The sequence below is a fragment of the Nocardia sp. FDAARGOS_372 genome, assembly GCF_002554515.1.
In the GTDB taxonomy this organism is placed as follows: domain Bacteria; phylum Actinomycetota; class Actinomycetes; order Mycobacteriales; family Mycobacteriaceae; genus Nocardia; species Nocardia farcinica.
In genome coordinates, this window is record NZ_PDDW01000001.1 from 4,157,120 (window position 1) to 4,184,021 (window position 26,902).

Below are 26,902 nucleotides of genomic sequence, written 5' to 3' on the forward strand. Positions count from 1 at the left end.
GTCGGCGCAAGCGCGACGCCATCGCGGTGCAAGCCCCGTGCAAGCGGGGCCGCGCACAGTCGTTGTCATGACATCACCAACCGCCATGACTTCACCGACCGCAGTACCCGCCGTCGAGGCGGACCGCCTGGTCAAGGTGTTCGGACAGCAGCGGGCCGTGGACGGCGTCAGCCTGACCGTGCCGCAGGGTGCGGTCTACGGCGTGCTCGGACCGAACGGGGCGGGCAAGACCACCACCATCCGCATGCTCTCGACCCTGCTGCGCCCCGACGGCGGCAGCGCCAGGATCTTCGGCCACGACGTGGTCGCCGAGCCCACCGCGGTGCGCTCGCTGCTCGGGCTCACCGGCCAGTACGCCTCGGTGGACGAGGATCTCACCGCCGTGGAGAACCTGGTGATCTTCGCCAGGCTGCTCGGCCTGCCCCGTGCCGCGGCCCGCACCCGCGCCGCCGACCTGCTCGAGGAGTTCGACCTCACCGAGGCGGCGAACAAGCCGTTGAAGAACTTCTCCGGCGGTATGCGCCGCAGGCTCGACCTGGCCGCCAGCCTGATCTCCACCCCGCCGCTGCTGTTCCTCGACGAGCCCACCACCGGCCTGGACCCGCGCACCCGCGCCCAGATGTGGGACACCATCCGCAGACTCGTCGCCGACGGCGCGACCGTGCTGCTGACCACCCAGTACCTCGACGAAGCCGATCAGCTGGCCGACCGGATCGCGGTGATCGACCGCGGCCGGGTGATCGCCGACGGCACCGCCGACGAACTGAAGGCCAGCATCGGCGGGTCGTCCCTGCACCTCACCCTGGCCGACCGGGCACTGCTCGAGCAGGCGCGCCGCGTGATCGGCGAACTGCTCGGCGTGGAGGCGCAGATCACGCCGGAGGCGGGCAGGCTCACCGCGCCGCTGCGCGAGGCGGGCCTCACCACCGACCTGCTGATCCGGCTGCGCGAACACGACATCGCCATCGACGAGATCTCGGTCAGCAAACCGAGCCTCGACGAAGTCTTCCTCACCATCACCGGCCACCCGGCCGACGACGACACCGAACGGAGCGCGGCATGACCACCGCCACCGCCACCCGCACCGCGGCCACCGCCACCGCACCCACCCGAACTCCCCGGGCCGACAACCACATCGGCCTGCGCCGCACCCTGGCCGCCTCGTTCACGATGGCCTATCGCGGTGTGCTCAAGATCAAACACAAACCGGAGCAGCTCTTCGACGTCACGGTGCAGCCGATCCTGTTCACCGCACTGTTCACCTACATCTTCGGCGGCGCGATCTCCGGGAACGTGCACGACTACCTGCCCATCCTGATCCCCGGCATCCTCGTGCAGACGGTGGTGCTCACCTCCGTGGTGACCGGCACCCAGCTGCGTGAGGACATGGACAAGGGCGTGTTCGACCGCTTCAAATCCCTGCCGATCGCCCGCATCTCGGCGCTGGCCGGAGCGCTGATCGCCGACATGGTGCGCTACGGCATCGCCACCGCGCTCACCGTGGTGGTCGGTCTGTGCCTGGGGTACCGGCCGGGCGGCGGCGCGGCCGGCGTGCTGGCCGCGTCGCTGGTGATCGTGCTGTGCTCGTTCGCCATCAGCTGGATCTGGGCGCTGGTCGGGGTCACCGGCAAGAGCGCGGCGTCCGTGCAGGGCATCTCGATGATGGTGATGTTCCCGCTGACGTTCATGTCCGGCGCGTTCGCCCCGGTGCAGACCATGCCCGGCTGGATGCAGGCGATCAACCACGCCAACCCGGTCTACTACATGGTCAACGCCTGTCGTGAACTGATGAACGACAACTTCTACGGCAGCAACCTGGCCTGGTCGCTGATCGGCTCCGCCGCGGTCATCGTGATCTTCGCGCCGCTGACCGTGCGGGCCTACATGCGCCGCGCCTGAGCGTCGGGCCGGGATCGCGCGTCGCGGTCCCGGCCTACGCCGTCGGCCACCGGGAAGCTCGCCCGGAGCAGCTCGATGATGCGGTGCGCGGCGGCGAGCCTGCCGGTGACCGCGCCCGCGCGCACCGCCGCGTCGAAGCGGTCGGCGCCGACCCGCGGGGTGTGCAGGTCGATGTGGCGGCGCAGCGTCATCGACGGATAGTCCTGGCGGGCCACGGCGCGGGCGGCGAGCACGAGCAGTTCCAGGCCGGTCGCCGAGGACGGGTCGAGTGCCAGCAGCCACGACCCGATCGCGCAGGCCGCCGACCCGACCTGCGGCAGGTCGTAGAACTGGGCGAGCCGGACCGCGGCGCCCGCGGCCACCTGATCGGCCAGTGTCGCGGCCCGGTCCGCCCGCCCGTGCAGGACGTGCGCACCGATCGCGGCGGCGGCCAGCATCAACCCGCCCGGCCCCGGCACCAGGTTGTCCTGCGGCCAGCCGAGCAGATCCAGGGCGCGGTGGTAGTAGCGCAAGCCCGCATCGACATCGCCTTGGGCCAACCGCAATTCGGCGACGGCCGCGGCGACCGCGGAGAGCCGGTGGTTGCGCAGGATGCCGGGATCGTCGACGGGCGCGGGATGGGACCGGTCGGCCCCCTCGAACGCGAACTCCAGTTCCCGCGCGCCCTCGTGCGGCCTGCCGTCGGCGATCAACGCCACCGCGAGGAAGCTGCGGATCTCCATGATCTCCTCGTGCGCGCCGAGCAACCGCAGCAGTTCGACCGCCCGGCGGTAGTGCCGCACCGATTCGGCGTAGTGAGCGGTCTGCCCGCCGAGCTGGCCCAGGTGCTGGCACACCAGCGCGGTGCCCCACGGATCGCGGTCGCGGAGCAGTTCGAGCGCCCGTTGCGCGTCGCGGGTGGACCCGTGCACCAGGCCGGCGTTCTCGCGCAGGTTCGCTCTGGCCACCAGCGCCGCGATGCGCACGTCGGGGTCCGGCGAGCGGGCTCCCTCGGCCAGCAGCCGGGGCAGGCGCCGGCCGGACAGGTCGGCGCAGGCGAGTTCGCCGAGCAGGCGCAGGCTCGGATCGAGGTCGCGCGCGCGGCGCAGCAACCGCCGGATCCGCATGCGGGTGGCGAGGAACGGACGTGCTTCGGCGCTGATGTAGACGGTGTGCACCGCGATCAACAGGCAGGCCAACATGTGCAGGTCGGCGTCGATACCGGCCGGATCGTCGCCCTCGGGCAGGCAGTCGAGCACGCGCGGCGCCCACGCGAGCAGATCCAAATGCGCGCCGCGCATCATCCACAGCAGTCCCGCGACCGGGAACACCCGGTACGCCGTCGCGCCGTCACCGCGGTCGGCCGCCGCGCGCAGCACCGCGACCAGGTTGTCGACCTCCTCGGCGACCGAATGCACCGTGGCCAGCTGCTCGGCGGCCCGGTAGCGGCGCAGGGCGTCGCGGGCGTAGCTGCGCCCCCACGCGGCCATGCGGGCGACGACCAGGTCGGCCTCCTCGGCCCCGAGCTGTTCCTCACCGAACTCGCGAACCGTCTCCAGCATCCGATACCGCACGCCCGTGCCCTCGGCCCCCTCGAGCACGGTCAGCAGCGACTGGCTCACCAACCCTTCGATGGCCTCCGCGGCGTCCGGTCCGCCCGCCACGATCTCGGCGGCCGCGAGCGTGAAACCGGCCGGGAAGCGGCACATCCGGCGCAGCGCGCGCTGCTGGGGTTCGTCGAGCAGGTTCCAGCTCCAGGCGATCACCGCGTGCAGGGTGCGGTGACGTTCCGGCGAGGTGCGGTCACCGGAACGCAGCAGCGCGAAGCGGTGTTCGAGGCGGCGCTCGATCTCCTCGACGCTCATGGTGCGGGTGCGCGCCGCCGCGAGTTCGATGGCCAGCGGCAGTCCGTCGAGCATCGCGCACAGCCGCGCGACCACTTCGGGGTCGAGGCGAACCGTGGGCCGCACCGCCCTGGCACGCGCGGCGAACAATTCGGTCGCGGGCGAACCGGCCGGGTCGATCGCCAACGGGTCCAGGGGATAGACGGTTTCGGCGGTGATGGCCAGCGGCGCCCGGCTGGTGGTGACGACGGTCAGGTGCTCACAGGCGCCGATCAGATCGGCGACCACCGCGGCGACCGCGTCCACCAGGTGTTCACAGTTGTCCAGGATCAGCAGGATCGGCCGGGCGGCCAACGCCTCGCGCAGCCGCCGCCCGAAGTCGACGCGGCCCGGGCGCAGCAGGCCGCCCGGCTCGCGCACCACCTCGCCGAGACCGAGAGTCGCGCTGATCGCGGCCTCCACCTCGACGCGGGCGTCGGCACCAGGGCCGGAACGCACCGACGCCAACTCCACCAGCACCACCGGCTCGCGGCGGGTCATCCGCGCGCCCAGTTCGTTGGCGATCCGGGTCTTCCCGGTGCCGCCGGGGCCGAGCACCGTCACCACCCGTGCCTGCTCGACCAGCCCGAGCAGCGCCGTGAGGTCGGCTTCTCGCCCGAGCAACGGGTTCGGGGCGGCGCGCAGGCCGATGGCGGGATGGGTGCCCGGGGTAGTCGGCGCGCCACCGCCGGCCGCCGCTCGCTCGTGCCCGGCATCCCGCGCCGGTCCGGCCGAAGCCGCGGGCGGGACCGGAACTACGGGCTCACCACGCAGGATCGCGGTGTTCATCGCGACCAGCGCGGGGCCGGGATCGGCGCCGAGTTCGTCGGCGAGACGGGCGCGGAAGGCGGCGAACGATTCCAGGGCCTCGGTCGGGCGACCGGTGGCGGCGAGCAGGCGCAGCAGGGCCAGCTGGGCGGGCTCGCTCAGCGGGTCCGCCGCCGCGGCGCGCCGGGCGATTCGCAGCGCGGCCTCGGTGTCGCCGTCGGCTTCGCGCAGGGTCAGCTCCACCGCGTCGAGGTCGACGGCGAGGGCACCGGCGGCGGTGCGCAGGTCATCGGTGACGGGGCCGGGTGGCAGGTCGGCGGCGGGCTCCCCGCGCCACAGGGCGCGGGCGGCGGAAACGGCGGCGAGGCCGGCGGCCACGTCGCCCGCCGAACCGTTCGCACCGCGGACGTGCTGGCGGGCCAGGGCGAGCAGTTCCCCCGCCCGGGCGAGGTCGACCTGCGCCGGCCGCAGCAGCAGTCGATATCCGGCGGGCCCGGCCTCCACGGCACCGTCGGGCAGGGCGGCGCGCAGCCGGGAGACCTGCGTGTGCAGGGCGTTCATCGGGGCACGCGGCGGGCTGTCGCCCCAGACGTCCTCGATCAGCGACGTCGCACCGCGGTGCCGGCCGGGCCGCAGCGCCAGCGCGGTGAGCAGCAGCCGGGCGCGCACCCCCGGCACCGGCACGAGCGCGGCGTCGCGTCGCAGCGCGACCTCGCCGAGCAGACCTACGACGATCGCCTCGTCGCCCGACGAGGTGAGGGTGGGGGCCGGGCCGGCGAGGCCGCGCTGGTGTGCACACATGCCATCCGTCATCGTAGGTGAGAGCCACCGCCGATTCCCCGCGCATTTTCCCGCCGTAACCGGCGGCACTGCGCCTAGCCTGGCCGCATGGGTGAGTTCGAAGTGGTGCGCCACACCGTGATCTCGGCGCAACCGGAACAGGTGCACGCGCTGATCGCCGATCTGCGCCGGTGGCGCGAGTGGTCCCCGTGGGAGGACCTCGATCCGGCGCTGCGGCGCGAATACTCCGGGCCCGAGTCCGGCCCGGGCGCCCGGTACTCCTGGCAGGGCAATCGCAAGGCGGGCGCGGGGACGATGGAGATCGTCACCGACACCGGCCGTGAAGTGGGGGTGCGGCTCGAGTTCCGCAAGCCGATGCGCGCCACGAACGACGTCACCTTCACCCTCGCGCCGGTCGGCACCACCAGCACCGAGGTGGCGTGGCGGATGCGTGGCGAGCGGAGCGGTCTGGGGGCCGTGTTCGCCGCGGTGATCCCGATGGACCGGCTGATCGGTAAGGATTTCGAGAAGGGACTGGCCAGGCTGCGAGTCGCCGCCGAATCGGGCGCCTGACCGCGGCGTCATCCCGCGGGCGTCACCCCGCGGGCGGCACCGCGCGGGAATCCGGCACGGCTCGGGCCGCGCGCACGGCATAGGCTGCGTGCATGGCAACAGCTGCGCAATGGCTCGAGGGCGCCCGGCCCCGCACCCTGCCGAACGCGATCGCCCCGGTGATCGCCGGAACCGGCGCGGCGGCCGCGCTGGATGCCGTCGTCTGGTGGAAAGCTGTACTCGCCCTGCTGGTTTCGCTGGCCCTCATCGTCGGGGTGAACTACGCCAACGACTACTCCGACGGCGTGCGCGGCACCGACGACGAGCGCGTCGGGCCGCTGCGCCTGGTCGGCTCCCGGCTGGCCTCGCCCGCCGCGGTCAAGAACGCGGCGATCCTGAGCCTGGCGCTCGGCGCGGCGCTCGGGCTGGTGCTTGCCCTGACCACGGCCTGGTGGCTGCTGCTGATCGGCGCGGTCTGCCTGGCCGGGGCCTGGTTCTACACCGGCGGCAGCAAACCGTACGGCTACAGCGGATTCGGCGAGATCGCCGTCTTCGTCTTCTTCGGGTTGATCGCGGTGCTGGGCACGCAGTTCGTGCAGGCCGAGCGCATCGACTGGGTGGGCGTGGCGCTCGCCGTCGGCGTCGGCGCCTTCTCCAGCGCGGTGCTGGTCGCGAACAACCTGCGCGACATCCCCACCGACACCGCGACCGGAAAGACCACGCTGGCGGTCAAACTCGGCGACGCCCGCACCCGCACACTGCACCTGGTGCTGCTGCTGATCCCGTTCGTGATCACGCTGCTGCTGGTGCTGCGCACCCCCTTGGCGCTGCTCGGCCTGCTCGCCGCGCCGCTGGCGATCCGCGCCAACGCGCCGGTGCGCACGGGCGGCCATGGCCTGGAACTCATTCCGGCGCTCCGTGATTCCGGTCTCGCCCTGCTGGCCTGGTCGGTGCTCGGCGCGCTCGCGCTCGCGCTGGGCTGACTCGGGTACGGCTCAGTCGTTGTCGGGCACCAGGGCGCCCAGTACCCAGTTCACGATCGAGACGATGATGCCGCCGAACACCGCCGCCCAGAAGCCGTTGACCTCGAGCCCGTAGCCGTTGGTGTCGGCCAGCTCGGTCAGTTTCGCGGTGAGCCACAGCATCAGGGCGTTGATCACCAGCAGGAACAGGCCGAGGGTGAGCAGGATCAGCGGCAGCGACAGCAGTTTCACCACCGGTTTCACCAACGCGTTGACGAGGGTGAACACCGCGGCGATCACCAGCACGACGACGATCCTGGCGCCGGTGCCGTCTTCGGCGGGGCTGAGGATCTCGATCCCGCTCACCCAGGCGGCGGCCAGCCACAGGGCGACCGCGTTGATGACCAACCGAATCACAAGCTGCATGCGCCCATGCTAAGCGGCACCGCAGCGTGCGGGGCGGCGGCGAAACGCGTCGCTCACGCCGCGCGCTGCCGGTCCAGCAGCTCGTGCACGCGGGGACGCAACGACTCGACGCGGGCCGCACCGCCGAACAACCGCTCCGTGGTGGCGTTGGGCGCGCGCAGGATGCCGAGCAGGACGTGGCCGGATTCGATGCCACGGTCCTTGCGCGCCAGGGCCTCCCGCAACGCCAGTTCGAGCACCTTCTTCGCCTCCTTGGTGAAGGGAATGTGCCCGCCGGTCCAGCGTCGGCGCTGCGGCTCGGGGGCCGCGCGGTCGAGAGCGTCCTCGCCGAACTCCGCGGCCAGCGTCTCGCGTACCGCGTCGAGGTCGATGCCGATCGAGCGCAGCGCCGCGGCGTCCTCGGGGCCGAGCGGGTCGCCGGCCGCGTCGGCGGCGAGGGTGCGCCGCACGCCGTCGCGGGTGAGCCCGGCCTCGGCGAGCAGCTCGCGCAGCCCGGGCTCGCCCTGGTCGAGCAGGCCGAGCAGCAGGTGCTCCACCTCGATGCGCGGGGAACGCAGTTCCCTGGCCTCCTCCTGGGCGACGACGACGGCCGTCCGGGCCGAGCGAGTGAATCGTTCGAACATCAGCGGGTGCCTTTCCGGTTGTATTTCTGGTGGACCGCCTGCTTGCTGACCTCGAGCGCGTCGGCGATGGCCTGCCAGGACCAGCCCTGATCGCGGGCGTTGGCCACCTGGATCGCCTCCAGTCGTTCGAGCAGTCGGCGCAGGGCGCGCACCGCGCGGAGCCCGGTCGCGGGATCCGGGCTGCCCGCCGCGGCTGCCAGAGTGGTCGCTTCCGTCATGCGTCAATTTTCGTTGACATTCACGGCAGATGTCAAGAAAAATTGACATTGCGAGCGCGCGGCGACCCCGCCGTCATCGAGAGTGGGACAGTCAGCCCTTCCAGAGGCCGGTGGCGTGGAACTCCTCCAGCACCGCCGTGGGCTCGGCCAGGCTCAACCCCTGGGCCGCCACCCACGCGTCGTCGTAGTACGTGCCGGCGTAGCGGTCACCGCCGTCGCACAGCAGCGTCACCACGCTGCCGGAGCGGCCCTCGGCCAGCATTTCGGCGATCAGGCCGAACACCCCCCACAGGTTGGTGCCGGTCGAGCCGCCGACCCGCCGCCCCAGCACCCGGCCGGCATGGCGCATGGCCGCGATCGAGGCCGCGTCGGGCACCTCGATCATCCGGTCGACCACCTGCCCCACGAACGACGGCTCCACCCGCGGACGGCCGATGCCCTCGATGCGCGACGGCATCCCGGTCTGATAGCCCGCGTCACCGGTCTCGTAGCCGCCGTAGAAGGCGGAGTTCTCCGGGTCGACCACCGCCAGCTTGGTGGCGTGCCTGCGATAGCGGATGTAGCGGCCGATGGTGGCGCTGGTTCCGCCGGTGCCCGCGCCCACCACGATCCATTCCGGCACCGGATGGGTCTCCAGCCGCAGCTGGTGGTAGATGCTCTCGGCGATGTTGTTGTTGCCGCGCCAGTCGGTGGCCCGTTCGGCGTGGGTGAACTGGTCCATGTAGTGCCCGCCGCACTCGGCCGCCAGCCGCGCGGCCTCGGTGTACATCTCCGGCGGGCGTCGCACGAAGTGACAGCGGCCGCCCTGGGCCTCGATCAGCGCGATCTTCTGCGGCGAGGTATTCGCCGGCATCACCGCGACGAAATCGAGTCCGAGCAGCTTGGCGAAATACGCCTCACTCACCGCCGTCGACCCCGAGGACGCCTCCACGATCGTGGTGCCCTCGGTGACCCAGCCGTTGCAGATCGCGTACAGGAACAGCGAGCGGGCCAGCCGGTGCTTCAGGCTGCCGGTGATGTGGGTGGACTCGTCCTTGAGGTACAGCTGGATGTTCCACGCCGCGGGCAGCGGGTAGCGGAGCAGATGGGTGTCGGCGCTGCGCTGGGCGTCGGCGTCGATCAGGCGCACCGCGTTGTCCACCCAGTCGCGCGCGACGCTGCGGTCGCAGAACTTCACCGCCCCGCCCCGGTCACGGCGCGCCGTCGCCTTCGCCGCGCAGCCGCGCCCGCAGCTGGGCCTTGTCCTGCCTGCGCTTGGCGTCGACGGCCGCGATGTCGGCGTTCACCCGCGCCCGCAGGCCCTTGAACAGGGTCAGCGACAGCGGCATCGCGATGATCAGCGCGAACAGAATCGCCACCACCAACGGCACCTGGACATCCACGAGCTGGGCCACCAGCACGATCACCACCGTGATCACGGCCACCAGCACCAGCCTGGCCAGGGTGTACAGCGCCAGGTTGATCGCCAGGCTGCGTCCGACGCGCGGACTCCCGGCGGGCCGCGCACTCTCCGATCCAGTGGATTCGCTCACCTGAACCAGGGTAGGCCACGGGTTAGCCGCGTCCGAGTTGCCCGGGTCCGGCCACCTCGAACGGGCATCCGATTTGTCCATTACTTCGCCTTTACCAACTGTAGGTGGTTCGAGTACCTAGGGGTTCGGGTGCGACGATGGCGCCATCTGATGAGGGAACTGTCGAGAACGGAGAGGTTTGCTATGAGTGCGATCACCGTCGGCGGCCAGGACACCTTGCTGACCCCGGGCCAAGTGGCCGCCCTGTTCCACGTCGATCCCAAGACCGTCACCCGCTGGGCGCACGCGGGCCGCCTCGGGTCGCTGCGCACTCCCGGTGGACATCGCCGCTTCCGCGAGTCCGAGGTCATGCAGTTGCTGAAGTCGCTCACCACCGAGGCGGGCACTCCCGAGCGCTGAGCGGGCTCGATTCTCGCGGTCCACGCTGGGCGTGGACCGCGTACGGGGCTACCCTCGGTGGCAGGAGGTGAGCCACGTGACGTACCTGTTGGCCCTCATCGCTGTGGTCGCGGTGGCAGTGCTGTGTTGGAAGGCGTTCGGCCCCGGAAAGCCCGCCGATCCCGCCCCGCCGCCCCCGCATCGCCGCCCGGTGCTCGGCCCCGACGACGACCCGGATTTCCTCTGGCGGATCTCCCGCAAGCAGCACCCCGACACCGAGGGCAATCCCGACCGCTGACCCACCCACCGCTGACCACGTACTCGGTCACGTGACGATCACCGGCATGGCACCCGCGATTCCGGGTAGCCGGTGAACGGCCCGCAAATTGTGGGCCGCGCTCGAGAAAGAGATCGCCACGATGAACGAGATGTGTATGCAGATGATGGCCATGCTCCGGAACATGTGGAACATGATGTTCCCGAACATGCCCATGATGTAGTGACAGATCCCGCCGTGCGGGGCCCGAGTCGGGGCCAGGGCCCGCACCATCCTCGAGCAGTGCACCCGCCCCCGCCGTTCGGTCTTCCTAGGTGAGTCCCGCGTAGCTGTGCAGGCCGCTGATCACCAGGTTGATGATGAACAGGTTGAAGAGCATGGCGACGAAGGCGGCCACGTTGATCCAGGCGGCCTTGGTGTCGCGCCAGCCGGAGGTGGCGCGGGCGTGCAGGTAGGCGGCGTAGAGGACCCAGGCGATGAAGGAGCAGGTCTCCTTGGGGTCCCAGCCCCAGAAGCGGCCCCAGGCGGCCTCGGCCCAGATGGCGCCCAGGATGACGCCGGCGCCGAACAACGGGAAGCCGATGATCGTGGTGCGGTAGGCGAGCCGGTCCAGGGTGCGGGCGTCGGGCAGGCGCTTGGCGATCGCGCCGAGGACGTTGCCCGACTCCTGCCCCTCGGGCTGGCGGATCCGGTACAGGAACAGCAGGCTGGCCACACCCGAGACCAGGAACACGCCACTGCCGACGCTGACGATGGTCACGTGCAGCGGCAGCCAGAACGAGCGCAGCGCGGGCACCACCGGCGCGGCGTCGGCGTAGAGCACGGTGCCCGCCAGGAACATCAGGATCAGCACCGGCACGAGCAGGAACACCCACATCGAGCGGTAGCGCTGCTCGCGCAGCAGTCCGAAGCCGACCAGCACCGCGGCCGCACAGGCCATGGTGACGAACTCGTACATGTTGCCCAGCGGGAACCGGTCGGTGGCGAAGCCACGCAACACGATCGAGGCCACGTGCAGCACGAAGCCGACGACGAGCACCGAGAACGCCATGTTGCCCAGTCGCTCGGACAGCGGCCTGGCCGCCGGTTCCACCAGCTTGCCGGGCCCGGTCGGCCGCTCTCCCCCGCCGCCGGCGGTGACCAGTTCGCGCTCGCCGACCTTGCGCACCTGGGCCGAGGAGTACTGCCAGATCAGCAGCCCGAGCACCAGGGTGTACACGATCAGCGCGGTCTTGAAGGCGAGATCGCTGTACTGGGCGAGGGTGTCGTCGATCGGCATCGTCAGTCTCCCGTGGTGTCGGCCCCGGTGCGGGCCGCCGTGTCGGTGTCCGGTTCGAGCAGGCGCGCGCGCAGCCGGTCGAACTCGGCGCCCCAGCCCGCCTGGTCGGTCCTGGCCAGACCGCCCATCTCTACTACGGTGTGTCGTTGGTCCACGGTACCGGCATCGTCGCGGGCGGGGTAGACCCGGATCCAGATACGGCGCCGCTTCACCAGCAGCGAGACCAGCAGGCCCGCCATCATCGTCAGCGCGCTCACCAGCACCCACTGCTGCGCCGGGTCGTGCGATACCTGCAGGTTCACGAACTCCTTCGCGCCGTCGAAGGTGACCTTCGTGCCGTTGGGCAGGGTGGTCGACTCGCCGGGGCGCAGGTTCACCCTGGCTTCCTTGGCGAGCCTGCCCTGCCGGACCAGTTCCTGGTCCAGCGCGAACAACGACTGCGGCCTGCCGGTGTCCAAGCCGGTGTCGCCGCGATAGATGTCGACCGCGACGGCCGGGTCGTCCATCCGCGGGAACACCGAGGTGAGTAGGCTGCCGTGCAGCATGGCGGTCGGCGCGAACAGGCCCTCGATGGCGATCTGGTTCCGGCGGCGCTCCTCGTCGGTGGCGTACATGCCGCCGGGCGGGTCGATGCGCAGCACGCCGCTGGACAGGAAGGTGCGCGCGTCGTCGGGCCGCCACTGGATGGTCTCGGTCCTGGTCTGCCCGTCCGGGAAGGTGACGGTGAAGGTCGGCGCGTAGCCGTGACCCTGCAGGTAGAGCCGGTCGCCCTCGACGCGCAGCGGATGGTTCACCTTCAAGGTGGTCTCGCGCCAGGTGCCGGTGCGCAGGTCGTCCCCGGCCTGGTAGGCGATATTGGAAGTGAACATCTCGGCCTGGCCGGTGTCGAGGTAGTCGGCACGGAAGTCCTTGACCCGCACGCAGATCGGGGTCATACCGGTGCCGTCGTTGACGTTGCCCGCGCGGAAGGAGTCGAACACCGCGGGCGAGGTGGTGCAGAAGCCGGGCCCGTCGTCGGCGATGACGATGACGCTGCCCTCGTAACCGAACAGCTTGCCGACCGCGATCGACACCAGCAGCCCGACCAGCGCCAGGTGGAAGACCAGGTTGCCGAATTCGCGGAAGTAGCCCTTCTCCGCCGACACGGTGAGCTCGCCCTCGCGACCGCCCTCCCGCACCTCGGTGCGCCAGCCACGCAACTGGGTGCGGGCATGGTCGATCACCTGCTGCGGCGTGCGCGCCGAACGGTCCTCGTGATGGTGCGGCAGCCGCGCCAGATTGCGCGGCGCCCGCACCGGCGGGGTGCGCAGCGCGCGGTAGTGGTCCAGCGAGCGCGGCAGGATGCAGCCCACCAGGGAGATGAACAGCAGCACGTAGATCGCGGTGAACCAGAAGCTGCCGAACACGTCGAACAACTCGAACCGGTCCATCCACGGCCCGAGCGTCGGCCGGTCGGCGATGTACTGCTCGACCTTCTGCTCGTTGAGACTGCGCTGGGGCAGCAGCGCGCCGGGAATGGCGGCCAACGCCAGCAGGAACAGCAGCACCAGCGCGGTGCGCATGCTGGTGAGGCCGCGCCAGGTGTTGCGCACCAGCGCCCAGGCGCGCCCGGGGAGCGACTGGCGGGGCGGGGTCCGGGGGGCGGGGTCGGCGGCGGGCTGTTCGGTCACGGTCATATCGGCAGGGTCACCTCGGAGACGAACGCGTCGCGCACCCAGCCGACGAACTGGTCCCAGGCTCCGGTGACCAGCGCGATCCCGACCGCGACGAGCAGCAGGCCGCCGATGATCTGGATGGTGCGCGAGTTGCGGCGCAACCACCCGACGCCGCGCAGCGCGCCCGCCGAGCCGAAGGCCAGGACGATGAACGGCAGCCCGAGACCGAGGCAGTAGGCCACGATCAGGGCGACGCCGCGAACCGCGGTGGTGCCCTCGGTGCCCGCGGCCACCGCCATCACCCCCGACAGCGTCGGGCCGAGGCACGGCGTCCAGCCCAGGGCGAACACGCCGCCGAGCAGCGGCGCGCCCACGATGCCGGTGAGCCTGCGCGGCGCCATCCGGGTGTCGCGCTGCAACGCCGGGATCAGGCCGAGGAACGCCAGGCCCATCACGATCGTCACCACACCGCCGACCCGTTGCAGCAGGTCGCGATTGACGTTGAGGGTCTGGATGAGTCCGAACACCGTCGCGGTGGCGAGCACGAAGACCACGGTGAACCCGGCGACGAAGAGGCCGGCCGCACCGGCGACACGCAATTTCGCCGCGCGGTCGGCGGTGGTGACGGTGGCGACCCGCCCCTCGGCCGCCTCCGCCGCGGTGGCGGGCGGCGCCTCCGCGCCGACCAGTCCGGCCAGATAGGACAGGTAGCCCGGCACGAGCGGCACCACGCACGGCGAGGCGAAGGACACCAGCCCCGCCAGCACGCAGGCGCCGAGCGCGAGCAGCACCGGGCCGGTGGCCGCGGTCTGCTGGAACGATTCCCCCACCCCGGCGAGCACGGTCACTGCCTGCCCTCCTCGGCGATGCGCTGCACGACCGGTTGCAGGTCCTCGGCGAGCAGGGTGCGCAGGAACACCGCGGCGACCCGGTGCTCGCGATCGAGCACCAGCGTGGTGGGGATGACGCTGGTCGGGAAGTTGCCGCCCAACGCGAGCAGGGTGCGCATGGCCGGGTCGTAGATCGAGGGGTAGCCGACCTTGTTGTCGGTGACGAAGTCGCGCGCCTTGTCCTGCTGGAAATCGCGCACGTTGATGCCGAGGAAGACCACCCCGGAGTCCCTGGTCGCCTCGTAGACCCGCTCGAGCGCGGGGGCTTCGGCCCGGCACGGCCCGCACCACTGGCCCCAGATGTTGAGCACCACGACCTGGCCGGGGTGGTCGGCGACCGAGATCGTCTTCCCGTCGGTCATCAGGTCGGGGCCGGACAACTCACCGATGGTGCCGCGCGCGGCGGGCGGATCGTAGAAGATGTCGGTCTTGCCGCCCGGCGAGACGAATTCGAAGGTGCCGCCGGTGGCGACCGCGTCGGTCCCGGTGGAGCAGCCCGCCAGCCCGGCGACCAGCGCCACGCACGCGAGCAGAGCCGCCACGACCCGCACCGGCCGCGCGGACCGGTGCGCCGGGAACGACGCGGGGCGTCTCATGCGCCGTGCACCGTGGGATCCGACCCGCCCGCGGGCTCGGAGTAGACGATGTCGACCAGGGTGTCGCCGCGGTAGACCAGCGAGGTCAGCGAGGCCAGCGAGCACTGCCGGGTGCGCGGGTCGTGCCAGAGCCGCTGGCCCTGCAGGAACCGGCGCAGCGTCCAGACCGGCAGCTGGTGCGAGACCAGGACCGCCTCGTGGCCCGCCGCCTCCACCCGCGCCTTGTTCACCGCGGCCAGCATCCGGTGCGCGATCTGCAGGTAGGGCTCGCCCCAGGACGGGGTGAACGGATCGCGCAGCTTCCACCAGTGCCGCGGCTTGCGCAGTGCGCCGTCGCCCACCGACACGCGCAGGCCCTCGAAGGTGTTGCCCGCCTCGATGAGGTTCTCGTCGGTGCGCACGAGCAGCCCGTGCTGCGCGGCGATCGGCTCGGCGGTCTCCTGCGCGCGCTGCAGCGGCGAGGCGATCACCAGGGCGATGTCGTGATCGGCCAGCGCCCGCGCGACCGCGCCCGCCTGGGCCCGGCCGGTGACCGAGAGCCCGAAGCCGGGCAGCCGGCCGTAGAGGATGCCGTTGGGGTTGTGCACCTCGCCGTGCCGCAGCACATGCACGATGGTCTCGACCTCGTCGTCGGCATCGAGCGAATCAGCCTGCGGCGCACGGGTTTCGGTGTGCGCCACGGTGGCGCGCGCGGCCCGGTCGGCGGCCGGCGAATCGGCATCGGCAGCGGCGGAGCCCCTGGCTTCGGCCTCACTGAACGGGGCATCGATGGTCGGGAAACCGGCCTCGGTCTCCTCGGCGCTCGCCGACTGCGCGGCGGCGGGCGCGTCGGGTGCCACCGCCTGCTCGGCGGCGGGCGCGTCCGGCGGCGCGGCCTGCTCGGCGACGGTGGGCGCGGGCCGGTCCGGATCGAACCCCGGCTCTGCTTCGGTCGCCGACGGCACGGGGACGGCCGAATCCGCGGCGGGGGCCGCTGTCGCGTCGGCGGCGGGCGGGGCGACGGTCAGGTCGGCGGTGGTGTCGGCGGCAGGGTTGTCGGCCTCGAGTGGTTCGCGGCGCTCGGCGGGCTGGTCGTGGTCGGGACTCACGCGCGGGATCCTTCGGGGGTGGCGGCCGCGGCCGCGCGAGCGGCGGCGGGCAGGGCTGCGGCGATACGGGCGAATGCGTCCTCGTCGAGCGCCGCGGAGACGAACCACGCCTCGAACGCGCTCGGCGGCGCGTACACACCGCCGTCGAGCAGCGCGTGGAAGAAGGCGGGGAAACGCCAGGTCTGGCTGGCCTTGGCGGTGGCGTAGTCGGTGACCGGGCGGTCGCTGAAGAACACGCTCACCATATTGCCCGCGAACTGGACCTGGTGCTCGACCCCGGCCGCGGTGAGCGCCTCGGTGAGCAGTCCGCCGAGCCGCTCGGCGTTGCGATCCAGCGCGGCGTAGACCGCGTCGTCGGCGGCGCGCAGCGTGGCCAGGCCCGCGGCGACGGCCACCGGGTTACCCGACAGCGTGCCCGCCTGGTACACCGGCCCGAGCGGAGCCAGCTGGTTCATCACCTCGGCGCGTCCGCCGAACGCGGCGGCGGGCAGTCCACCGCTCATCACCTTGCCGAAGGTGTACAGGTCACCCGCCACGCCCTCGCGGCCGTACCAGCCCGAGCGGCTGACCCGGAAGCCCGTCATCACCTCGTCCATGATCAACAGGGCGCCGTGGTTCTCGGTGAGTTCGCGCAGGCCCGCGTTGAAACCGGGCAGTGGTGCGACCGCGCCCATGTTGCCCGCGGCGGCCTCGGTGATGACGCAGGCGATCTCGCCGGGGTTGGCCTCGAAGGCCGCGGCGACGGCGTCCAGGTCGTTGTAGGGCAGCACGATCGTGTCGGCCGCCTGGGCGCCGGTGACGCCGGGCGAGGTCGGTAGCCCGAGGGTCGCCACACCCGAACCCGCGTCGGCGAGCAGCGCGTCCACGTGCCCGTGGTAGCAGCCGGCGAACTTGATGATCTTGGTGCGGCCGGTGAAACCGCGGGCCAGCCGGACCGCGCTCATGGTGGCTTCGGTGCCGGAGTTGACCAGCCGGACGCGGTCCACCGGGGCGACCCGCGCCACGATGTGCTCGGCCAGCTCCACCTCGGCCTCGGTCGGCGCACCGAAGGACAGGCCGCCGGTGGCCGCCTGCCGCACCGCGTCGACCACCGCGGGGTGCGCGTGCCCGAGAATCATCGGGCCCCACGAACACACCAGGTCGACATACTCGTTGCCGTCGGCGTCGGTGAGGGTGTAGCCGTCGGCCGAGGCGATGAAGCGGGGGGTGCCGCCGACCGATCGGAAGGCCCGCACCGGCGAGTTGACGCCGCCGGGGATCACCTGGGCGGCCCGGTCGAAGAGCCGGGCCGAAGCCGCCGCCGAGGCATGGGTCGCGCGCGGAGAAGCACTCACGGCCTCCAGTGTCGCAGCCCGCCGGACAGCCGTCGACGACAGGGTGTAGGAGAGGTGACCCTCACCGCAGCGACGCGCCGGGTGGCCGTTTCCGCCGATTCCGGTCGCCGAACGTTTGCCGATGCGTAATCTCGATGCGTCACGCAGCTCGCGCATCGGGAGGGTTCACATGCGGTACGCACTCGTCGGCTCGATCGCGCTGGCCGTCACGGCCGCCGGCGCCTGGCTGGGCGCGGGCACCGCCGCGGCCGCCGATCCCCTTCTCGACCTCGGCGAGGGCCGCATCGGCGTCCAGCTGAACCACGACGAGACCGTCGCGCTGGCCGGTGGGCCGGTGCCCGCGGTGGTCTCCATGGTGGTGCCGCTGAACCGGATGGGCGCGGGCCTGCACCCGGAGACCCGGCTGTGGCGCGACGAGAACGGTTCCGTGCACGCCTCGCTGCGGCAGGTGATCGCCGAGAGTGCCCGCCACCCCGACGGCACGGTGTCGATCTACCTCAACGCGCCGGGCACCCGTAACGGCCGGGTGCTCGACGTGTACCAGAACTGGACGCGATAGCCGCGGCGCGCTGTTTCCGAGTCCCGGCTAGGTCTGGAGGCAGGGCAGTTCGGCCGAGATCGTCTGCAGCGCGCACAGGAGGCCGTTGACCGCTCCGGCCGAACCGGTTTCGGGCACCAGCGTCGCGACGGGGCTCGGCTCGAGCGGCAGTCCGGCGGGCTCGGCCGCGGCGGGACCCGCCACCGTGCCGAGGGCGGCGACGGCGGCGGCAGCGAGGCCGAGCCGGATGATCGGGGACGTCACGATGGGCACCTCTCGTCGACATCGGTGGGCCACGGCAGGTTCCGGTCCACCGTCCTGCCGATCAGGGTAGGCGCATCGGCCGGGATCTGAGGCGCGATTGCTTCACTGTCTAGGTCAGGCCGGTGCAGAACCCCGCCGACCCGGTGGAGACCAGGCAGGCCAGCGGCTCGGGCAGCAGGTGCAGCAGCGGGGCGGGGACCGTGGGCAACAGGACGACGTTCACGACGGGTGGGATTCCCGCGCGGGCCCGCGTGAAACAGGCTGGGTGTCAGCGGTTTCGGCTCCCCAGCACGCGCGCCAGCGCGTCGATCACACACAGTCCGGCCACCGCGACGAGGAACACCGCAAGGATCAGCCACGGTCCCGCATAGCGGCTGGACTCGAATCCGGGAATGTCCCCGACCGGCAGGAACGCGGTGCTCACCACGCCGCGCTGCCATGCCGCCACGAGCCCGACCAGGCACAGCACCGCCACGACGGTCTCCGCCGCCGCGAGGAATACGTCCCGCCTCATCCGTGCCCTCCGTCCTCGTGCTCGTCCGGCTGCGCCATCGTGTCGGTTCCCGGCCGGTCGGCGCTACCGGCCTGCTCGACCAGGGCGCCGGTGAGCGCGGCCCGCAACCCGCGATGATCGCGCGCCCACGCCTGCACCATGCCACCCTCGCGCAGGCGAAGCCCGATTCCCTTGCGCCGCCGTGGCACTCCGGTGAGTTCACCGAGCGCCCGCGCCGATTCCCATTCCTCGTCGTCCCAGGAATCCTCGTCGCGCTCGGGCAGCACCTCGTCGATCGCGGCCAGCGGCAGGGTCTCGGTGCCCTGGCGCAGGGCCGCGGGGGTGAGTTCGACACTCACATGCGTGCGCGCGGCATAGACCTGCAACGCCACGAAAGCCGCGACGAGCACCGCGCAGAAAACGAGTGCGAACCAGTGCACCGGACCACCGGTCACCAGCTCCAGCACGAGAATCACCAGGCAGAGCACCGGCCCGTAGGCCACGGCGCGCCAGCGCGCTCCCGGTTCGGTGAACAGGACGGGCTCGGCAGCCCCCTCGGTCATGCCGGCATGTCCATCGACGACTTCGCTCAGCCGGCCAGCCCCGGCAGCAGCAGCACGGCCACGGTGACCAATCCGAACAGGATCAGCAGGCTGAGAACGACCACGTCTTTCCGAATGCTCTGCGGCTGCTGGATCACCACTCGCATCGATGCCTCCGATCTCCCGGAGGCAGCTGGACACCGTGTTCTCGCAACGCTAGACAACGCATGACCACCGACCACCGGTTCCCATGTCTCCTGTGACAACTCTCACCATACATGTCCCGGTCGGCGGGACAAACTCGGCGATGAGGCCGTCACCGGTTTACCTTCGGTTCACAGAGAAGTACCCATTCGCGGCGGGCCGATAACCCAGAAACAGCGCACCGGCGGCCAGCACACCCTGCAGAACGCCCGCCGCACCGGCCACGAAGGCCGCCGCGCCGGTACCGCCGCTCACCGCGAACAGCGCGGTGAGCAGGTCGAACAACAGCAGGATGCCGCCGATCGTCAGCACCACCCGCGCCCAGGACCGGCCGCGGCCGAATTGGTGGGCCACGGCGGCGGTCACGGCCAGCAAGCCCAGCCCGGCCACGATGGTGAACACGATGATGATCGAGACCGCCAGCTGGGCGGCGGCGAGCGGGGCGTTCGGGTCGGAGGCCCGGGCGGCGTCGAGGATGCCGCGCTCGAGTTCGGCGCGCCGGTCGAGCAGCGCGAGCACCCCGGCGATCACGCGCACCAGGCCGACCGCGACCACGCCCCACCACAGCTGGGTCGCGATGCGCACCTCTTCCGGTGCGGGGGCAGGCTCCGCGGGCGGACCGAGAGGGCTGGGCGGATACCTCACGACAGCCAGTGCGCGGCCTCGGTCGCCCAGTAGGTCAGCACGATGTCCGCGCCCGCCCGGCGAATGCCGACCAGCGACTCCAGCACGGCGGCGCGCCGGTCGATCCAGCCCCGCTCGGCGGCGGCGGTGATCATCGAGTACTCCCCCGAGATCTGGTAGGCCGCCACCGGCACCGGGGAACGGTCGGCGACCTCGCGCAGGATGTCCAGGTACGACATGGCGGGCTTGACCATCACGATGTCGGCGCCCTCGGCCAGGTCCAGATCCAGCTCGTGCATCGACTCGCGGCGATTGGCCGGGTCCTGCTGGTAGGTGCGGCGGTCCCCCTGGAGCGAGGACGACACCGCTTCCCGGAACGGCCCGTAGAAGGCCGAGGAGTATTTGGCGGCGTAGGCGAGGATGCCGGTGTCGGTGCGACCGACCGCGTCCAGACCGCGGCGGATCGCGCCCACCTGGCCGTCCATCATGCCGCTGGTGCCGAGCAGGTCTGCCCCGGCCTCGGCCTGCGCGAGCGCCATGTCCACATAGCGGTGCAGGGTGGCGTCGTTGTCGACGTGGCCGTCGGCGGCGAGCACCCCGCAGTGGCCGTGGTCGGTGAACTCGTCGAGACAGGTGTCGGCCATGATCACGGTGGCGTCGCCGACCTCCTCGGCCAGCGCGCGCAGCCCGCGGTTCAGGATGCCGTCCGGGTCGCTGGCCTGGCTGCCCGCCGGGTCCTTGTCCTCCGGCCGTGGCACGCCGAACAGCATCAGACCGCCGACCCCCGCCGAGACCGCCTCCGTGGCTGCCTTGCGCAACGAATCCATCGAGTGCTGCTGCACGCCGGGCATCGACCCGATCTCACGCGGTTCGTCCAACCCGTCGGCGACGAACATGGGCAGCACCAAATGGCGTGGCTCCACTGTGGTTTCGGCCACCAGGCGACGCAACGCGGGGGTACGGCGCAACCGCCGTGGGCGGTCCATTCCGGTCATATTCGCACCATACGCCTGCGGAAAACGGACGTCGCGCCGGCCTCGGGGATGCTCCGGAACGCCCGATTCGCCCGCGCGGCCGTTCCCCGCCGCCAGCCGCGAACGGTGGCCCGAAGCGAATCCGGGGCCGAGCCGCGCTCGGTCGGCCCGCGCACCGTTGCGCAGCCGACGGCAACCCTTCCGCAACACGAATTCCCTTGCGCCACCGCCGTTTCTGTCGGTGGTCACCGCTAGAATCGACAGTGTGTTCGACCGGGAATCGTCCGCATCCCGGTCGCGAGGGGAGGATTCAGGTGCCCGCTACCGCAACCGCGCACAACCCGTCCACCGGCCGCAGGAACGAGCCGATCACGCCCTACCACCCGCTGCGCCGCCGTCCGCTGCCGCCCGGCAAGCCGCGCAGCTGGTACGTCAGGCACAACCGGCGGCTCAAGGCGATGCGGTTGAGCATCGCCCTGCTCGACTCCGGCGTCTACCTGCCCAGCCAGGCCGGCAACGAGCGCATCAGGGAGACAGCACGACTCGTCGGCATCCGCCCACCCTCGGACGCCACCTGCCGCATGGTCCGCACCCTGCTGCGCTACAGCCGCTGATTCGCTACCGGCTGCGACGGCTCTTCTTGCGCGGCGGGGGCAGCAGGCCCTCGGCGCGCAGCCGGGCGGCGTGCTCGGCCAGTGCCTCGACCAGCGGGCCCACCTGGGCGACCTCGGGCTGCACGTCGACCCGCAGACCGAATTCCACGGCGGTCTCGGCGGTCTTGGGCCCGATGCACGCCACGATGGTGCGCGCGTGCGGCTTGCCCGCGATACCGACGAGGTTCCGCACGGTGGACGAGGAGGTGAACAGGACCGCGTCGAAACCGCCGGTCTTGATCATCTCGCGGGTCTCGGCGGGCGGCGGCGAGGCGCGCACCGTCCGGTACGCGGTCACGTCGTCGATCTCCCAGCCGCGGTCGCGCAGCCCTTCGGCCAGCGTCTCGGTGGCGATGTCCGCGCGCGGCAGCAGCACCCGGTTGACGGGGTCGAACACGTCGTCGTAGGGCGGGAAGTCGGCCAGCAGGCCCTCGGACGACTGCTCACCGGAGGGCACCAGTTCGGGGTTGATGCCGAACGAGCGCACCTTGTCCGCGGTGGCCTCGCCGACGCAGGCGATCTTCACACCGGAGAACGCGCGCGCGTCCAGGCCGAACTCGGCGAACTTCTCCCACACCGCGCGCACGGCGTTGGTGGAGGTGAAGACCACCCACTGGTAGCGCCCGTCGACCAGGCCCTTCACCGCGCGCTCCATCTGGGCGGGACTGCGCGGCGGCTCGACGGCGATGGTGGGCACCTCCATCGGGATGGCGCCGTGGGTGACCAGCCGCTCGCTCATCTCGGCGGCCTGATCCTTGGTGCGCGGCACCAGCACGGTCCAGCCGTAGAGCGCCCGCGACTCCCACCACGACATCTTCGACCGCGAGGCGACGACCTTGCCGATGGTCACCACCAGCGGGCCGACCAGCTCGGAGGCCGCGCTGTTGAGGGTCGCCAGCGTCGCCTCGATGGTGCGCTGCTGACGGGTGGTGCCGCGCACGGTCACCGCGACCGGGGTCTGCGGCGCCATGCCGTGCTCGACCAGCGCGCTCGCGGTCTCGGCGAGGTGGCCGGAGGTGGCGTGCAGGACCAGCGGGCCGGGCGCGGCGGCCAGCGCGGCCCAGTCGACCTCGCCGCGCACATCGGCCTCGGTGTGGCCGGAGCCGAGCGCGATGCCCGCGTAGCTGGGCACGGCCGAACCGTTCGGCAGGCCGGGCAGCACCTCGAAGACCATGTGCGAGCGGGTGACCGCGGTGACCTCGGTGATCACCGAATCGGTGGTGAGCGGATCACCGGCGACGACGCGCACCACGTCGTGACCGCCCCGCGCCTCGGCGATCAGGGTCTTGGCGACCTCGGCGGGCTCGCCGAGGGCGGGCCGCACATCGACCGGGCTGGTGCCGTCCTCGTTCGGCTCCACCGCCGTGCCGATCAGCGCGAGCACACCCTTGTCCACGTCGGGATCGGTGAAGGCCAGTGTCGCTCGGCCGAGCACCTCCCGCGCGCGCACGGTGAGCAGCGCCGGGTCCCCGGGACCCGACCCGACGAACAGGATCCGACCGGGGTGCTTCTTGGTGGCTCGGCTCATTGGGGGTTCTCCATCGGACTGGGATTGCTGAGGTCTGTCTCTGGCGGGCGCACCGCGCCGGTCCCGGAGCGCGCGCCCGGCTCCGTGGCCGCCACCTCGACGAGCAGCTCGCGCGCGCCGAGTTCCAGCAGTTCGCGGGCCAGCGCGCGGCCGAGCTCGGCCGCCCGCTCCGGATCGCCGACCACCGAGGCGCGCAGCACCTCCGAGCCGTCCACCGCGGCGGCGCAGCCGCGCAGCGAGAGCTCCTCGACGATCCTGCCGTCGTCGTCGAGCGATTCGACGACCTCGGCCAGCGCGCCGACGGGGGCGGTGCAGCCGGCCTCCAGTTCGGCGAGCAACGCGCGCTCGGCCACCACCGCGGCTCTGGTCGCCGCGTCGTCGAGCTCGGCCAGCGCCTCGATGAGGGCGGCGTCCTCGCTGCGGCACTCCACCGCGAGCGCGCCCTGGGCGGGCGCGGGCAGCATCTGCACGGGTTCGAGCGCCTCGGTGATCACCGCGGTCCGCCCGATCCTGGACAGGCCCGCGCGGGCCACCACGACGGCGTCCAGCTCACCGTCGGTGACCCGGGCGAGTCTGCTGTCGAGGTTGCCGCGCAGCGGCACGATGTCCAGGCCGAGCCCGAGCGCGCGCAGCTGAGCCACCCGGCGCGGGGCCGAGGTGCCGACCTTCGCGCCCGCGGGCAGTTCACCGAGCACCAGGCCGTCCCGGGCGACCAGCGCGTCGCGCGGGTCCTCGCGCGGGGGGATCGCGGCGATGACGAACCGCGGGTCCGGCGCGGTCGGCAGGTCCTTGTAGGAGTGCACCGCGAGGTCGATGGTGCCCGCCGCGAGTTCGTCGCGCAGCGCCGAGGTGAACACCCCGACGCCGATCTTCTGCACCGGGTCCGACGACATGTCGCCGGGCGTTTTGACCACCACCAGTTCGGCCGGGCGGCCGGCCGCGATGAGCGCATCGCGGACCGTGCCCGCCTGGGTCATCGCCAGCAGGCTGCCGCGGGTGCCGATCCGCAACGGCGTACCCGTCGCCGCGGCGCCCACGTTGCCCTGTTCCTGCGCGACGATCATGCCGGCTTTCCCTCCTCGCCGAGGTGCTGCTCGAAATCCAGGCGGTGGCCCGGGGTGAAGTCGTCGGCCAGTCCGGCCGTACGATCGGGGCCGATCGCGGTGATCTCCATCGGCGCCGCGACCGCCTGCGCCGCACCCGGCTTGAGCTCGAACAGCTCGCGCAGGGCCTCGGCGTAGCTGTCGCCGCCCGGGGTGGAGGCCAGCTGCTTGACCCGCACGGTCGGCGCGTGCAGCAGCTTGTCGACCACGCGGCGCACGGTGCGCGCGACCTCGTCGCGTTCCGGCTCGGCCAGGCCGGGCAGCCGCGAATCCAGCCGCAGCAGTTCGGCTTCCACCACTTCGGCGGCACGCTGCCGCAGCGCGGCCACGGTCGGGGTCACCTCGGCCATCCGCTGGCCGGCCAGGTACTTGGCGAGTTCTTCGGCGACGATCGAGCGCGCGGCGGCGGTGTCGTCGGCGGCCGCGCCGGCCGCCGGATCGCGCTGCAGGGACTCGATGTCGATCACCGCGACACCGGGCAGCCCGGCGACGGCGGGTTCCACGTCACGCGGCAGGCCGAGGTCGCAGAACACCAGCGGCCGGTCACCGGCCGGGAATTCGGCGCGGTCCCGGTCGGCCAGCGCACGATGGGTGTCGGCCAGGGTCACCACGGCGCCGACGGCGCCGGTACAGGAGAGCACCACGTCCGCGGCCGACATCGCCTCGTGCAGGCGGTCGAGTTCCAGCGCCGAGGACTCCACCCCGTAGGAGGCCGCGGTCTCGGCCAGCCTGCGCGCGCGCTCGATGGTCCGGTTGACCACGATGATGCGGCCGATCCCGGCGCGCGCCAGGTGCGCGACCGACAGCCCGCCCATCGCGCCGGCGCCGACCACGACGGCGGTACGTCCGGCCAGGTCACCGAGCACCTGCCCGGCGCGGCCCAGCGCGACCGAGACCACCGACGCGCCCGCGCGGTCGATGCCGGTCTCCGAATGCACCCGCTTGCCGACCCGCAGCGCGTGCTGGGCCAGCTCGTGCAGGGTGCGGCCGACGGCCTGCTGGGCGTCGGCGGTGGCGTAGGCGCCGCGGATCTGGCTGAGCACCTGCTGCTCGCCGACCACCATCGAGTCCAGCCCGCTGGCCACCGCGAACAGGTGCTCGGCGGCGGCCTCGCTGTAGCGGACGTAGGCGTGCTTGGTCAGGTCGGGCATGGCGAGCCCGGAATGCCTGGTGAGCAGTTCACCCACCTCGGCGAGACCGCCGTGGAAGGCGTCGACGACCGCGTAGACCTCCACGCGGTTGCAGGTCGAGACGATCATGGCCTCCGAGATGTGGCTGGAGGCGAGCATCTTGTCGATCAGCTTGGGTCGGTCGGCGTCGGTGATCGCTACTTTCTCGAGCACCGAGACGGGGGCGCTGCGATGCGAGACCCCGACGAGAAGAACGCTCATGGTGTGACCACCGATCCCTTGCTGGTTGGCTCCATTGCCGTGTGCGAGGTAGCCGCGTGTGCGGCGGAACGCTGGATGGCCGCGGGCGCGGCCGGGGTGTGCCCGCCGGGTACCCGGCGGGCGATGCGCCCCGAGGAGGCCGCTTCGGGCAGCGGCTCGGGCTCGGCATTGCGCGCCCGCTCGAAGGACAGCAACTGCATCTCCACGGCCAGGTCCACCCGGCGCACCTCTACGGTGGGCGGGGCGCTCAGGCCGAGGGCGGCGAAGCTCAGGATGGACTGCAGCCCGGCGGCGACCAGCTGGTCGCACACGCCCTGGGCGGCCTCGTCGGGCACCGCGAGCACCGCGATGGTGGGGTGCAGTTCGGCGACGTCGGCGGCCAGCCGCGCGATGTCGCGCACCACCAGTCCGGCCACCGACCGGCCGATGACGGCGGGATCGTTGTCGTAGATGCCGACGACGGTGAAGCCGCGCCGCCGGAAACCGCCGTAACCGACCAGGGCGCGGCCCAGATTTCCCGCGCCGATGAGGATCACGCGGTGTCCGTCGGACAGTCCGAGCACGTCCTCGATCCTGGCCCGCAACTTGGCCACGTCATAGCCGACACCCCGGACGCCGTTGGGCCCGAGGAACGACAGATCCTTGCGCAGCTTGGCCGAATTGACACCCGCCGCGACAGCGAGTTCCTCACTCGATACGATGAGCACACCGTCGTCGGCGAGCATGGCGAGGACCCGCAGATAGGCGGCCAGCCGCGCCACCGTGGCCTGCGGAATGTCCTTCTGCACAGCGCGCAGAGCCCCGCCGGAGACGCCACCTGGCGTCTCATGCTGCTCTGTCACGTCGTCGGCTCCTCGCTGCCGAACCTGCGCACAGGCAGGCCCGGTACGTCGCTCGACCTCCGGCCCGGGCGCACGCGCCCCGGTACCCTGGTCGATTTTGTCGGATTTCATGGCGGCTCCGCAGCCTCGGCATGCGGGTCGCGTGCCACCACCGTAACCGCTTGTGAAGCCATGCACAAAGTCGGTGAAATTGGCCTCATTTTCCGCCGCGACCAGCACGGCATCGAAAACGGACTACGATCGCGCCCGCTCAGCGCCCCAGATCGGCGCGCAACCGCGCCTCGTCGACGTCGAAATAACTGTGCTCGTTGCCATCCAGCAACACCACCGGCAGCCGGTCGCCGTACTCGGCGCGCAGGCCGGGGTCGGTCGCGGCGGCCTCGTCGACGTCCACCGTGCCGGGCTCGATATCGAAATCGGCACAGATCGCGCGCAGTTGCTCGAGTGCGGTGGCACACATTCCGCAGCCCGCCCGCGTCAGCAATGTCACAGTGTGAGCCGGGCCCGATCCGCCGCGCCGCGAGCCGTTTTCCGTGGAATCTGTCATGGCGGCTATTAAATCGTGGGCGACGAGGATTCGGCGCTAGTGTGGACGTGGTTCGCGCGGACGGGCGGAGGTTGTGGTGC

General features: G+C 71.8%; 31 protein-coding genes. 8 read left to right on the plus strand and 23 right to left on the minus strand.

What is annotated here, in order from left to right; all coding sequences use genetic code 11:
* Positions 1-85 precede the first annotated feature (85 nt).
* Positions 86-1,063: an ATP-binding cassette domain-containing protein gene (locus CRM89_RS19540; protein ID WP_098085491.1), complete on the plus strand. Its 978-nt coding sequence runs from the start codon at positions 86-88 to the stop codon at positions 1,061-1,063.
* Complete coding sequence (locus tag CRM89_RS19545) at positions 1,060-1,899, plus strand: ABC transporter permease (protein ID WP_098085494.1); 840 nt, start codon at positions 1,060-1,062, stop codon at positions 1,897-1,899. The genes CRM89_RS19540 and CRM89_RS19545 overlap by 4 nt, the downstream gene beginning before the upstream one ends.
* Here the strand turns inward: CRM89_RS19545 and CRM89_RS19550 are convergent.
* The gene (locus CRM89_RS19550) at positions 1,881-5,330 is read right to left on the minus strand and encodes a BTAD domain-containing putative transcriptional regulator (RefSeq protein WP_228821794.1); all 3,450 of its coding nucleotides are present in this window, start codon (positions 5,328-5,330) and stop codon (positions 1,881-1,883) included. The two genes, CRM89_RS19545 and CRM89_RS19550, sit on opposite strands and share 19 nt — an antisense overlap.
* An 87-nt stretch (positions 5,331-5,417) precedes the next feature.
* On the opposite strand from CRM89_RS19550, the gene CRM89_RS19555 reads away from it, so the two are divergent.
* A complete protein-coding gene (locus CRM89_RS19555; protein ID WP_060594232.1) occupies positions 5,418-5,882 on the plus strand; it encodes an SRPBCC family protein in 465 nt (154 codons plus the stop codon).
* Positions 5,883-5,974: 92 nt separating this feature from the next.
* The gene (locus tag CRM89_RS19560) at positions 5,975-6,844 is read left to right on the plus strand and encodes a 1,4-dihydroxy-2-naphthoate polyprenyltransferase (protein ID WP_098085499.1); all 870 of its coding nucleotides are present in this window, start codon (positions 5,975-5,977) and stop codon (positions 6,842-6,844) included.
* A gap of 12 nt (positions 6,845-6,856) precedes the next feature.
* Here the strand turns inward: CRM89_RS19560 and CRM89_RS19565 are convergent, their stop codons facing one another.
* From CRM89_RS19565 to CRM89_RS19585, 5 genes are all read right to left on the minus strand, one after another.
* Positions 6,857-7,249, minus strand: coding sequence for a phage holin family protein (locus CRM89_RS19565; RefSeq protein ID WP_011211682.1), 393 nt, complete (start codon positions 7,247-7,249; stop codon positions 6,857-6,859).
* A 53-nt stretch (positions 7,250-7,302) separates the two neighbouring features.
* Positions 7,303-7,872, minus strand: a complete 570-nt coding sequence (locus CRM89_RS19570; RefSeq protein ID WP_011211683.1) for a Clp protease N-terminal domain-containing protein — start codon at positions 7,870-7,872, stop codon at positions 7,303-7,305.
* Positions 7,872-8,090 carry a helix-turn-helix domain-containing protein gene (locus CRM89_RS19575; RefSeq protein WP_011211684.1) on the minus strand — a complete coding sequence of 73 codons (219 nt, stop codon included), beginning with the start codon at positions 8,088-8,090 and terminating at the stop codon, positions 7,872-7,874. The genes CRM89_RS19570 and CRM89_RS19575 overlap by 1 nt, the downstream gene beginning before the upstream one ends.
* Before the next feature lie 91 nt (positions 8,091-8,181).
* Positions 8,182-9,267, minus strand: a complete 1,086-nt coding sequence (locus CRM89_RS19580; protein ID WP_060594229.1) for a PLP-dependent cysteine synthase family protein — start codon at positions 9,265-9,267, stop codon at positions 8,182-8,184.
* 13 nt (positions 9,268-9,280) lie between these two features.
* Positions 9,281-9,622 (minus strand): DUF4229 domain-containing protein, encoded by a 342-nt coding sequence (locus CRM89_RS19585; RefSeq protein WP_060594227.1) that lies wholly within the window; start codon positions 9,620-9,622, stop codon positions 9,281-9,283.
* 183 nt (positions 9,623-9,805) lie between these two features.
* Here CRM89_RS19585 and CRM89_RS19590 point away from each other — a divergent pair, with 183 nt between their 5' ends.
* Positions 9,806-10,021, plus strand: a complete 216-nt coding sequence (locus tag CRM89_RS19590) for a BldC family transcriptional regulator (RefSeq protein ID WP_011211687.1) — start codon at positions 9,806-9,808, stop codon at positions 10,019-10,021.
* 76 nt (positions 10,022-10,097) lie between these two features.
* A complete protein-coding gene (locus CRM89_RS19595; protein ID WP_172964546.1) occupies positions 10,098-10,298 on the plus strand; it encodes a hypothetical protein in 201 nt (66 codons plus the stop codon).
* Positions 10,299-10,325: 27 nt separating this feature from the next.
* On the opposite strand, the gene CRM89_RS19600 is transcribed toward CRM89_RS19595, so the two are convergent.
* The 7 genes from CRM89_RS19600 to hemL form a co-directional block, all read right to left on the minus strand.
* Entirely contained in the window at positions 10,326-10,550 is a 225-nt protein-coding gene (locus CRM89_RS19600; RefSeq protein ID WP_062954234.1) for a hypothetical protein, read from the minus strand.
* A gap of 37 nt (positions 10,551-10,587) precedes the next feature.
* The gene (gene ccsB, locus CRM89_RS19605) at positions 10,588-11,556 is read right to left on the minus strand and encodes a c-type cytochrome biogenesis protein CcsB (protein WP_011211689.1); all 969 of its coding nucleotides are present in this window, start codon (positions 11,554-11,556) and stop codon (positions 10,588-10,590) included.
* 2 nt (positions 11,557-11,558) lie between these two features.
* Positions 11,559-13,232 (minus strand): cytochrome c biogenesis protein ResB, encoded by a 1,674-nt coding sequence (locus CRM89_RS19610; RefSeq protein ID WP_011211690.1) that lies wholly within the window; start codon positions 13,230-13,232, stop codon positions 11,559-11,561.
* Positions 13,229-14,059: a cytochrome c biogenesis CcdA family protein gene (locus CRM89_RS19615; protein ID WP_060594224.1), complete on the minus strand. Its 831-nt coding sequence runs from the start codon at positions 14,057-14,059 to the stop codon at positions 13,229-13,231. Before CRM89_RS19615 ends, CRM89_RS19610 begins: the two co-directional genes overlap by 4 nt.
* Complete coding sequence (locus CRM89_RS19620; protein ID WP_228821795.1) at positions 14,056-14,697, minus strand: TlpA disulfide reductase family protein; 642 nt, start codon at positions 14,695-14,697, stop codon at positions 14,056-14,058. The genes CRM89_RS19615 and CRM89_RS19620 overlap by 4 nt, the downstream gene beginning before the upstream one ends.
* Positions 14,694-15,311: a histidine phosphatase family protein gene (locus CRM89_RS19625; RefSeq protein WP_050768344.1), complete on the minus strand. Its 618-nt coding sequence runs from the start codon at positions 15,309-15,311 to the stop codon at positions 14,694-14,696. Before CRM89_RS19625 ends, CRM89_RS19620 begins: the two co-directional genes overlap by 4 nt.
* A 470-nt stretch (positions 15,312-15,781) precedes the next feature.
* Positions 15,782-17,119, minus strand: coding sequence for a glutamate-1-semialdehyde 2,1-aminomutase (gene hemL / locus CRM89_RS19630; protein ID WP_098085507.1), 1,338 nt, complete (start codon positions 17,117-17,119; stop codon positions 15,782-15,784).
* Positions 17,120-17,288: 169 nt separating this feature from the next.
* Here hemL and CRM89_RS19635 point away from each other — a divergent pair, with 169 nt between their 5' ends.
* Entirely contained in the window at positions 17,289-17,678 is a 390-nt protein-coding gene (locus tag CRM89_RS19635; RefSeq protein ID WP_041560447.1) for a hypothetical protein, read from the plus strand.
* Between the two features lie 27 nt (positions 17,679-17,705).
* On the opposite strand, the gene CRM89_RS19640 is transcribed toward CRM89_RS19635, so the two are convergent.
* From CRM89_RS19640 to hemB, 5 genes are all read right to left on the minus strand, one after another.
* Positions 17,706-17,921, minus strand: a complete 216-nt coding sequence (locus tag CRM89_RS19640) for a hypothetical protein (protein ID WP_127516265.1) — start codon at positions 17,919-17,921, stop codon at positions 17,706-17,708.
* 268 nt (positions 17,922-18,189) lie between these two features.
* A complete protein-coding gene (locus CRM89_RS19645; RefSeq protein WP_011211697.1) occupies positions 18,190-18,435 on the minus strand; it encodes a hypothetical protein in 246 nt (81 codons plus the stop codon).
* Complete coding sequence (locus CRM89_RS19650; RefSeq protein ID WP_098085510.1) at positions 18,432-18,977, minus strand: DUF3093 family protein; 546 nt, start codon at positions 18,975-18,977, stop codon at positions 18,432-18,434. Before CRM89_RS19650 ends, CRM89_RS19645 begins: the two co-directional genes overlap by 4 nt.
* 303 nt (positions 18,978-19,280) lie before the next feature.
* Entirely contained in the window at positions 19,281-19,805 is a 525-nt protein-coding gene (locus CRM89_RS19655) for a hypothetical protein (RefSeq protein ID WP_127516267.1), read from the minus strand.
* Complete coding sequence (gene hemB / locus CRM89_RS19660; protein WP_011211700.1) at positions 19,802-20,779, minus strand: porphobilinogen synthase; 978 nt, start codon at positions 20,777-20,779, stop codon at positions 19,802-19,804. Before hemB ends, CRM89_RS19655 begins: the two co-directional genes overlap by 4 nt.
* Before the next feature lie 293 nt (positions 20,780-21,072).
* On the opposite strand from hemB, the gene CRM89_RS19665 reads away from it, so the two are divergent.
* Positions 21,073-21,372 (plus strand): hypothetical protein, encoded by a 300-nt coding sequence (locus tag CRM89_RS19665; RefSeq protein WP_060594215.1) that lies wholly within the window; start codon positions 21,073-21,075, stop codon positions 21,370-21,372.
* Positions 21,373-21,376: 4 nt separating this feature from the next.
* Here the strand turns inward: CRM89_RS19665 and CRM89_RS19670 are convergent, their stop codons facing one another.
* The 5 genes from CRM89_RS19670 to CRM89_RS19690 all read right to left on the minus strand — a co-directional run bounded on the left by CRM89_RS19670 (position 21,377) and on the right by CRM89_RS19690 (position 26,822).
* A complete protein-coding gene (locus CRM89_RS19670; RefSeq protein ID WP_011211702.1) occupies positions 21,377-22,939 on the minus strand; it encodes a bifunctional uroporphyrinogen-III C-methyltransferase/uroporphyrinogen-III synthase in 1,563 nt (520 codons plus the stop codon).
* Entirely contained in the window at positions 22,936-24,003 is a 1,068-nt protein-coding gene (gene hemC / locus CRM89_RS19675) for a hydroxymethylbilane synthase (protein ID WP_050768175.1), read from the minus strand. Before hemC ends, CRM89_RS19670 begins: the two co-directional genes overlap by 4 nt.
* Positions 24,000-25,433, minus strand: a complete 1,434-nt coding sequence (locus CRM89_RS19680) for a glutamyl-tRNA reductase (RefSeq protein ID WP_098085513.1) — start codon at positions 25,431-25,433, stop codon at positions 24,000-24,002. The genes hemC and CRM89_RS19680 overlap by 4 nt, the downstream gene beginning before the upstream one ends.
* Complete coding sequence (locus CRM89_RS19685; protein WP_060594209.1) at positions 25,430-26,275, minus strand: redox-sensing transcriptional repressor Rex; 846 nt, start codon at positions 26,273-26,275, stop codon at positions 25,430-25,432. The genes CRM89_RS19680 and CRM89_RS19685 overlap by 4 nt, the downstream gene beginning before the upstream one ends.
* 250 nt (positions 26,276-26,525) lie before the next feature.
* Positions 26,526-26,822 (minus strand): glutaredoxin family protein, encoded by a 297-nt coding sequence (locus CRM89_RS19690; protein ID WP_050768176.1) that lies wholly within the window; start codon positions 26,820-26,822, stop codon positions 26,526-26,528.
* Positions 26,823-26,902 lie beyond the last annotated feature (80 nt).

Excerpts from the sequence above, each read along its gene's own strand:
- CRM89_RS19540 (WP_098085491.1), top strand. The coding sequence starts at position 86 with ATGACTTCACCGACCGCAGTACCCGCCGTCGAGGCGGACCGCCTGGTC.
- CRM89_RS19600 (WP_062954234.1), bottom strand. The coding sequence starts at position 10,550 with ATGGTGCGGGCCCTGGCCCCGACTCGGGCCCCGCACGGCGGGATCTGT.
- CRM89_RS19670 (WP_011211702.1), bottom strand. The coding sequence starts at position 22,939 with ATGAGCCGAGCCACCAAGAAGCACCCCGGTCGGATCCTGTTCGTCGGG.
- CRM89_RS19570 (WP_011211683.1), bottom strand. The coding sequence starts at position 7,872 with ATGTTCGAACGATTCACTCGCTCGGCCCGGACGGCCGTCGTCGTCGCC.
- CRM89_RS19650 (WP_098085510.1), bottom strand. The coding sequence starts at position 18,977 with ATGACCGAGGGGGCTGCCGAGCCCGTCCTGTTCACCGAACCGGGAGCG.
- CRM89_RS19555 (WP_060594232.1), top strand. The coding sequence starts at position 5,418 with ATGGGTGAGTTCGAAGTGGTGCGCCACACCGTGATCTCGGCGCAACCG.
- CRM89_RS19575 (WP_011211684.1), bottom strand. The coding sequence starts at position 8,090 with ATGACGGAAGCGACCACTCTGGCAGCCGCGGCGGGCAGCCCGGATCCC.
- CRM89_RS19565 (WP_011211682.1), bottom strand. The coding sequence starts at position 7,249 with ATGCAGCTTGTGATTCGGTTGGTCATCAACGCGGTCGCCCTGTGGCTG.
- hemC (WP_050768175.1), bottom strand. The coding sequence starts at position 24,003 with ATGATCGTCGCGCAGGAACAGGGCAACGTGGGCGCCGCGGCGACGGGT.
- CRM89_RS19550 (WP_228821794.1), bottom strand. The coding sequence starts at position 5,330 with ATGTGTGCACACCAGCGCGGCCTCGCCGGCCCGGCCCCCACCCTCACC.
- CRM89_RS19645 (WP_011211697.1), bottom strand. The coding sequence starts at position 18,435 with ATGAGGCGGGACGTATTCCTCGCGGCGGCGGAGACCGTCGTGGCGGTG.
- CRM89_RS19560 (WP_098085499.1), top strand. The coding sequence starts at position 5,975 with ATGGCAACAGCTGCGCAATGGCTCGAGGGCGCCCGGCCCCGCACCCTG.
- CRM89_RS19610 (WP_011211690.1), bottom strand. The coding sequence starts at position 13,232 with ATGACCGTGACCGAACAGCCCGCCGCCGACCCCGCCCCCCGGACCCCG.
- CRM89_RS19545 (WP_098085494.1), top strand. The coding sequence starts at position 1,060 with ATGACCACCGCCACCGCCACCCGCACCGCGGCCACCGCCACCGCACCC.
- CRM89_RS19590 (WP_011211687.1), top strand. The coding sequence starts at position 9,806 with ATGAGTGCGATCACCGTCGGCGGCCAGGACACCTTGCTGACCCCGGGC.
- CRM89_RS19620 (WP_228821795.1), bottom strand. The coding sequence starts at position 14,697 with ATGAGACGCCCCGCGTCGTTCCCGGCGCACCGGTCCGCGCGGCCGGTG.
- ccsB (WP_011211689.1), bottom strand. The coding sequence starts at position 11,556 with ATGCCGATCGACGACACCCTCGCCCAGTACAGCGATCTCGCCTTCAAG.
- hemB (WP_011211700.1), bottom strand. The coding sequence starts at position 20,779 with ATGACCGGAATGGACCGCCCACGGCGGTTGCGCCGTACCCCCGCGTTG.
- CRM89_RS19635 (WP_041560447.1), top strand. The coding sequence starts at position 17,289 with ATGCGGTACGCACTCGTCGGCTCGATCGCGCTGGCCGTCACGGCCGCC.
- CRM89_RS19680 (WP_098085513.1), bottom strand. The coding sequence starts at position 25,433 with ATGAGCGTTCTTCTCGTCGGGGTCTCGCATCGCAGCGCCCCCGTCTCG.
- CRM89_RS19690 (WP_050768176.1), bottom strand. The coding sequence starts at position 26,822 with ATGACAGATTCCACGGAAAACGGCTCGCGGCGCGGCGGATCGGGCCCG.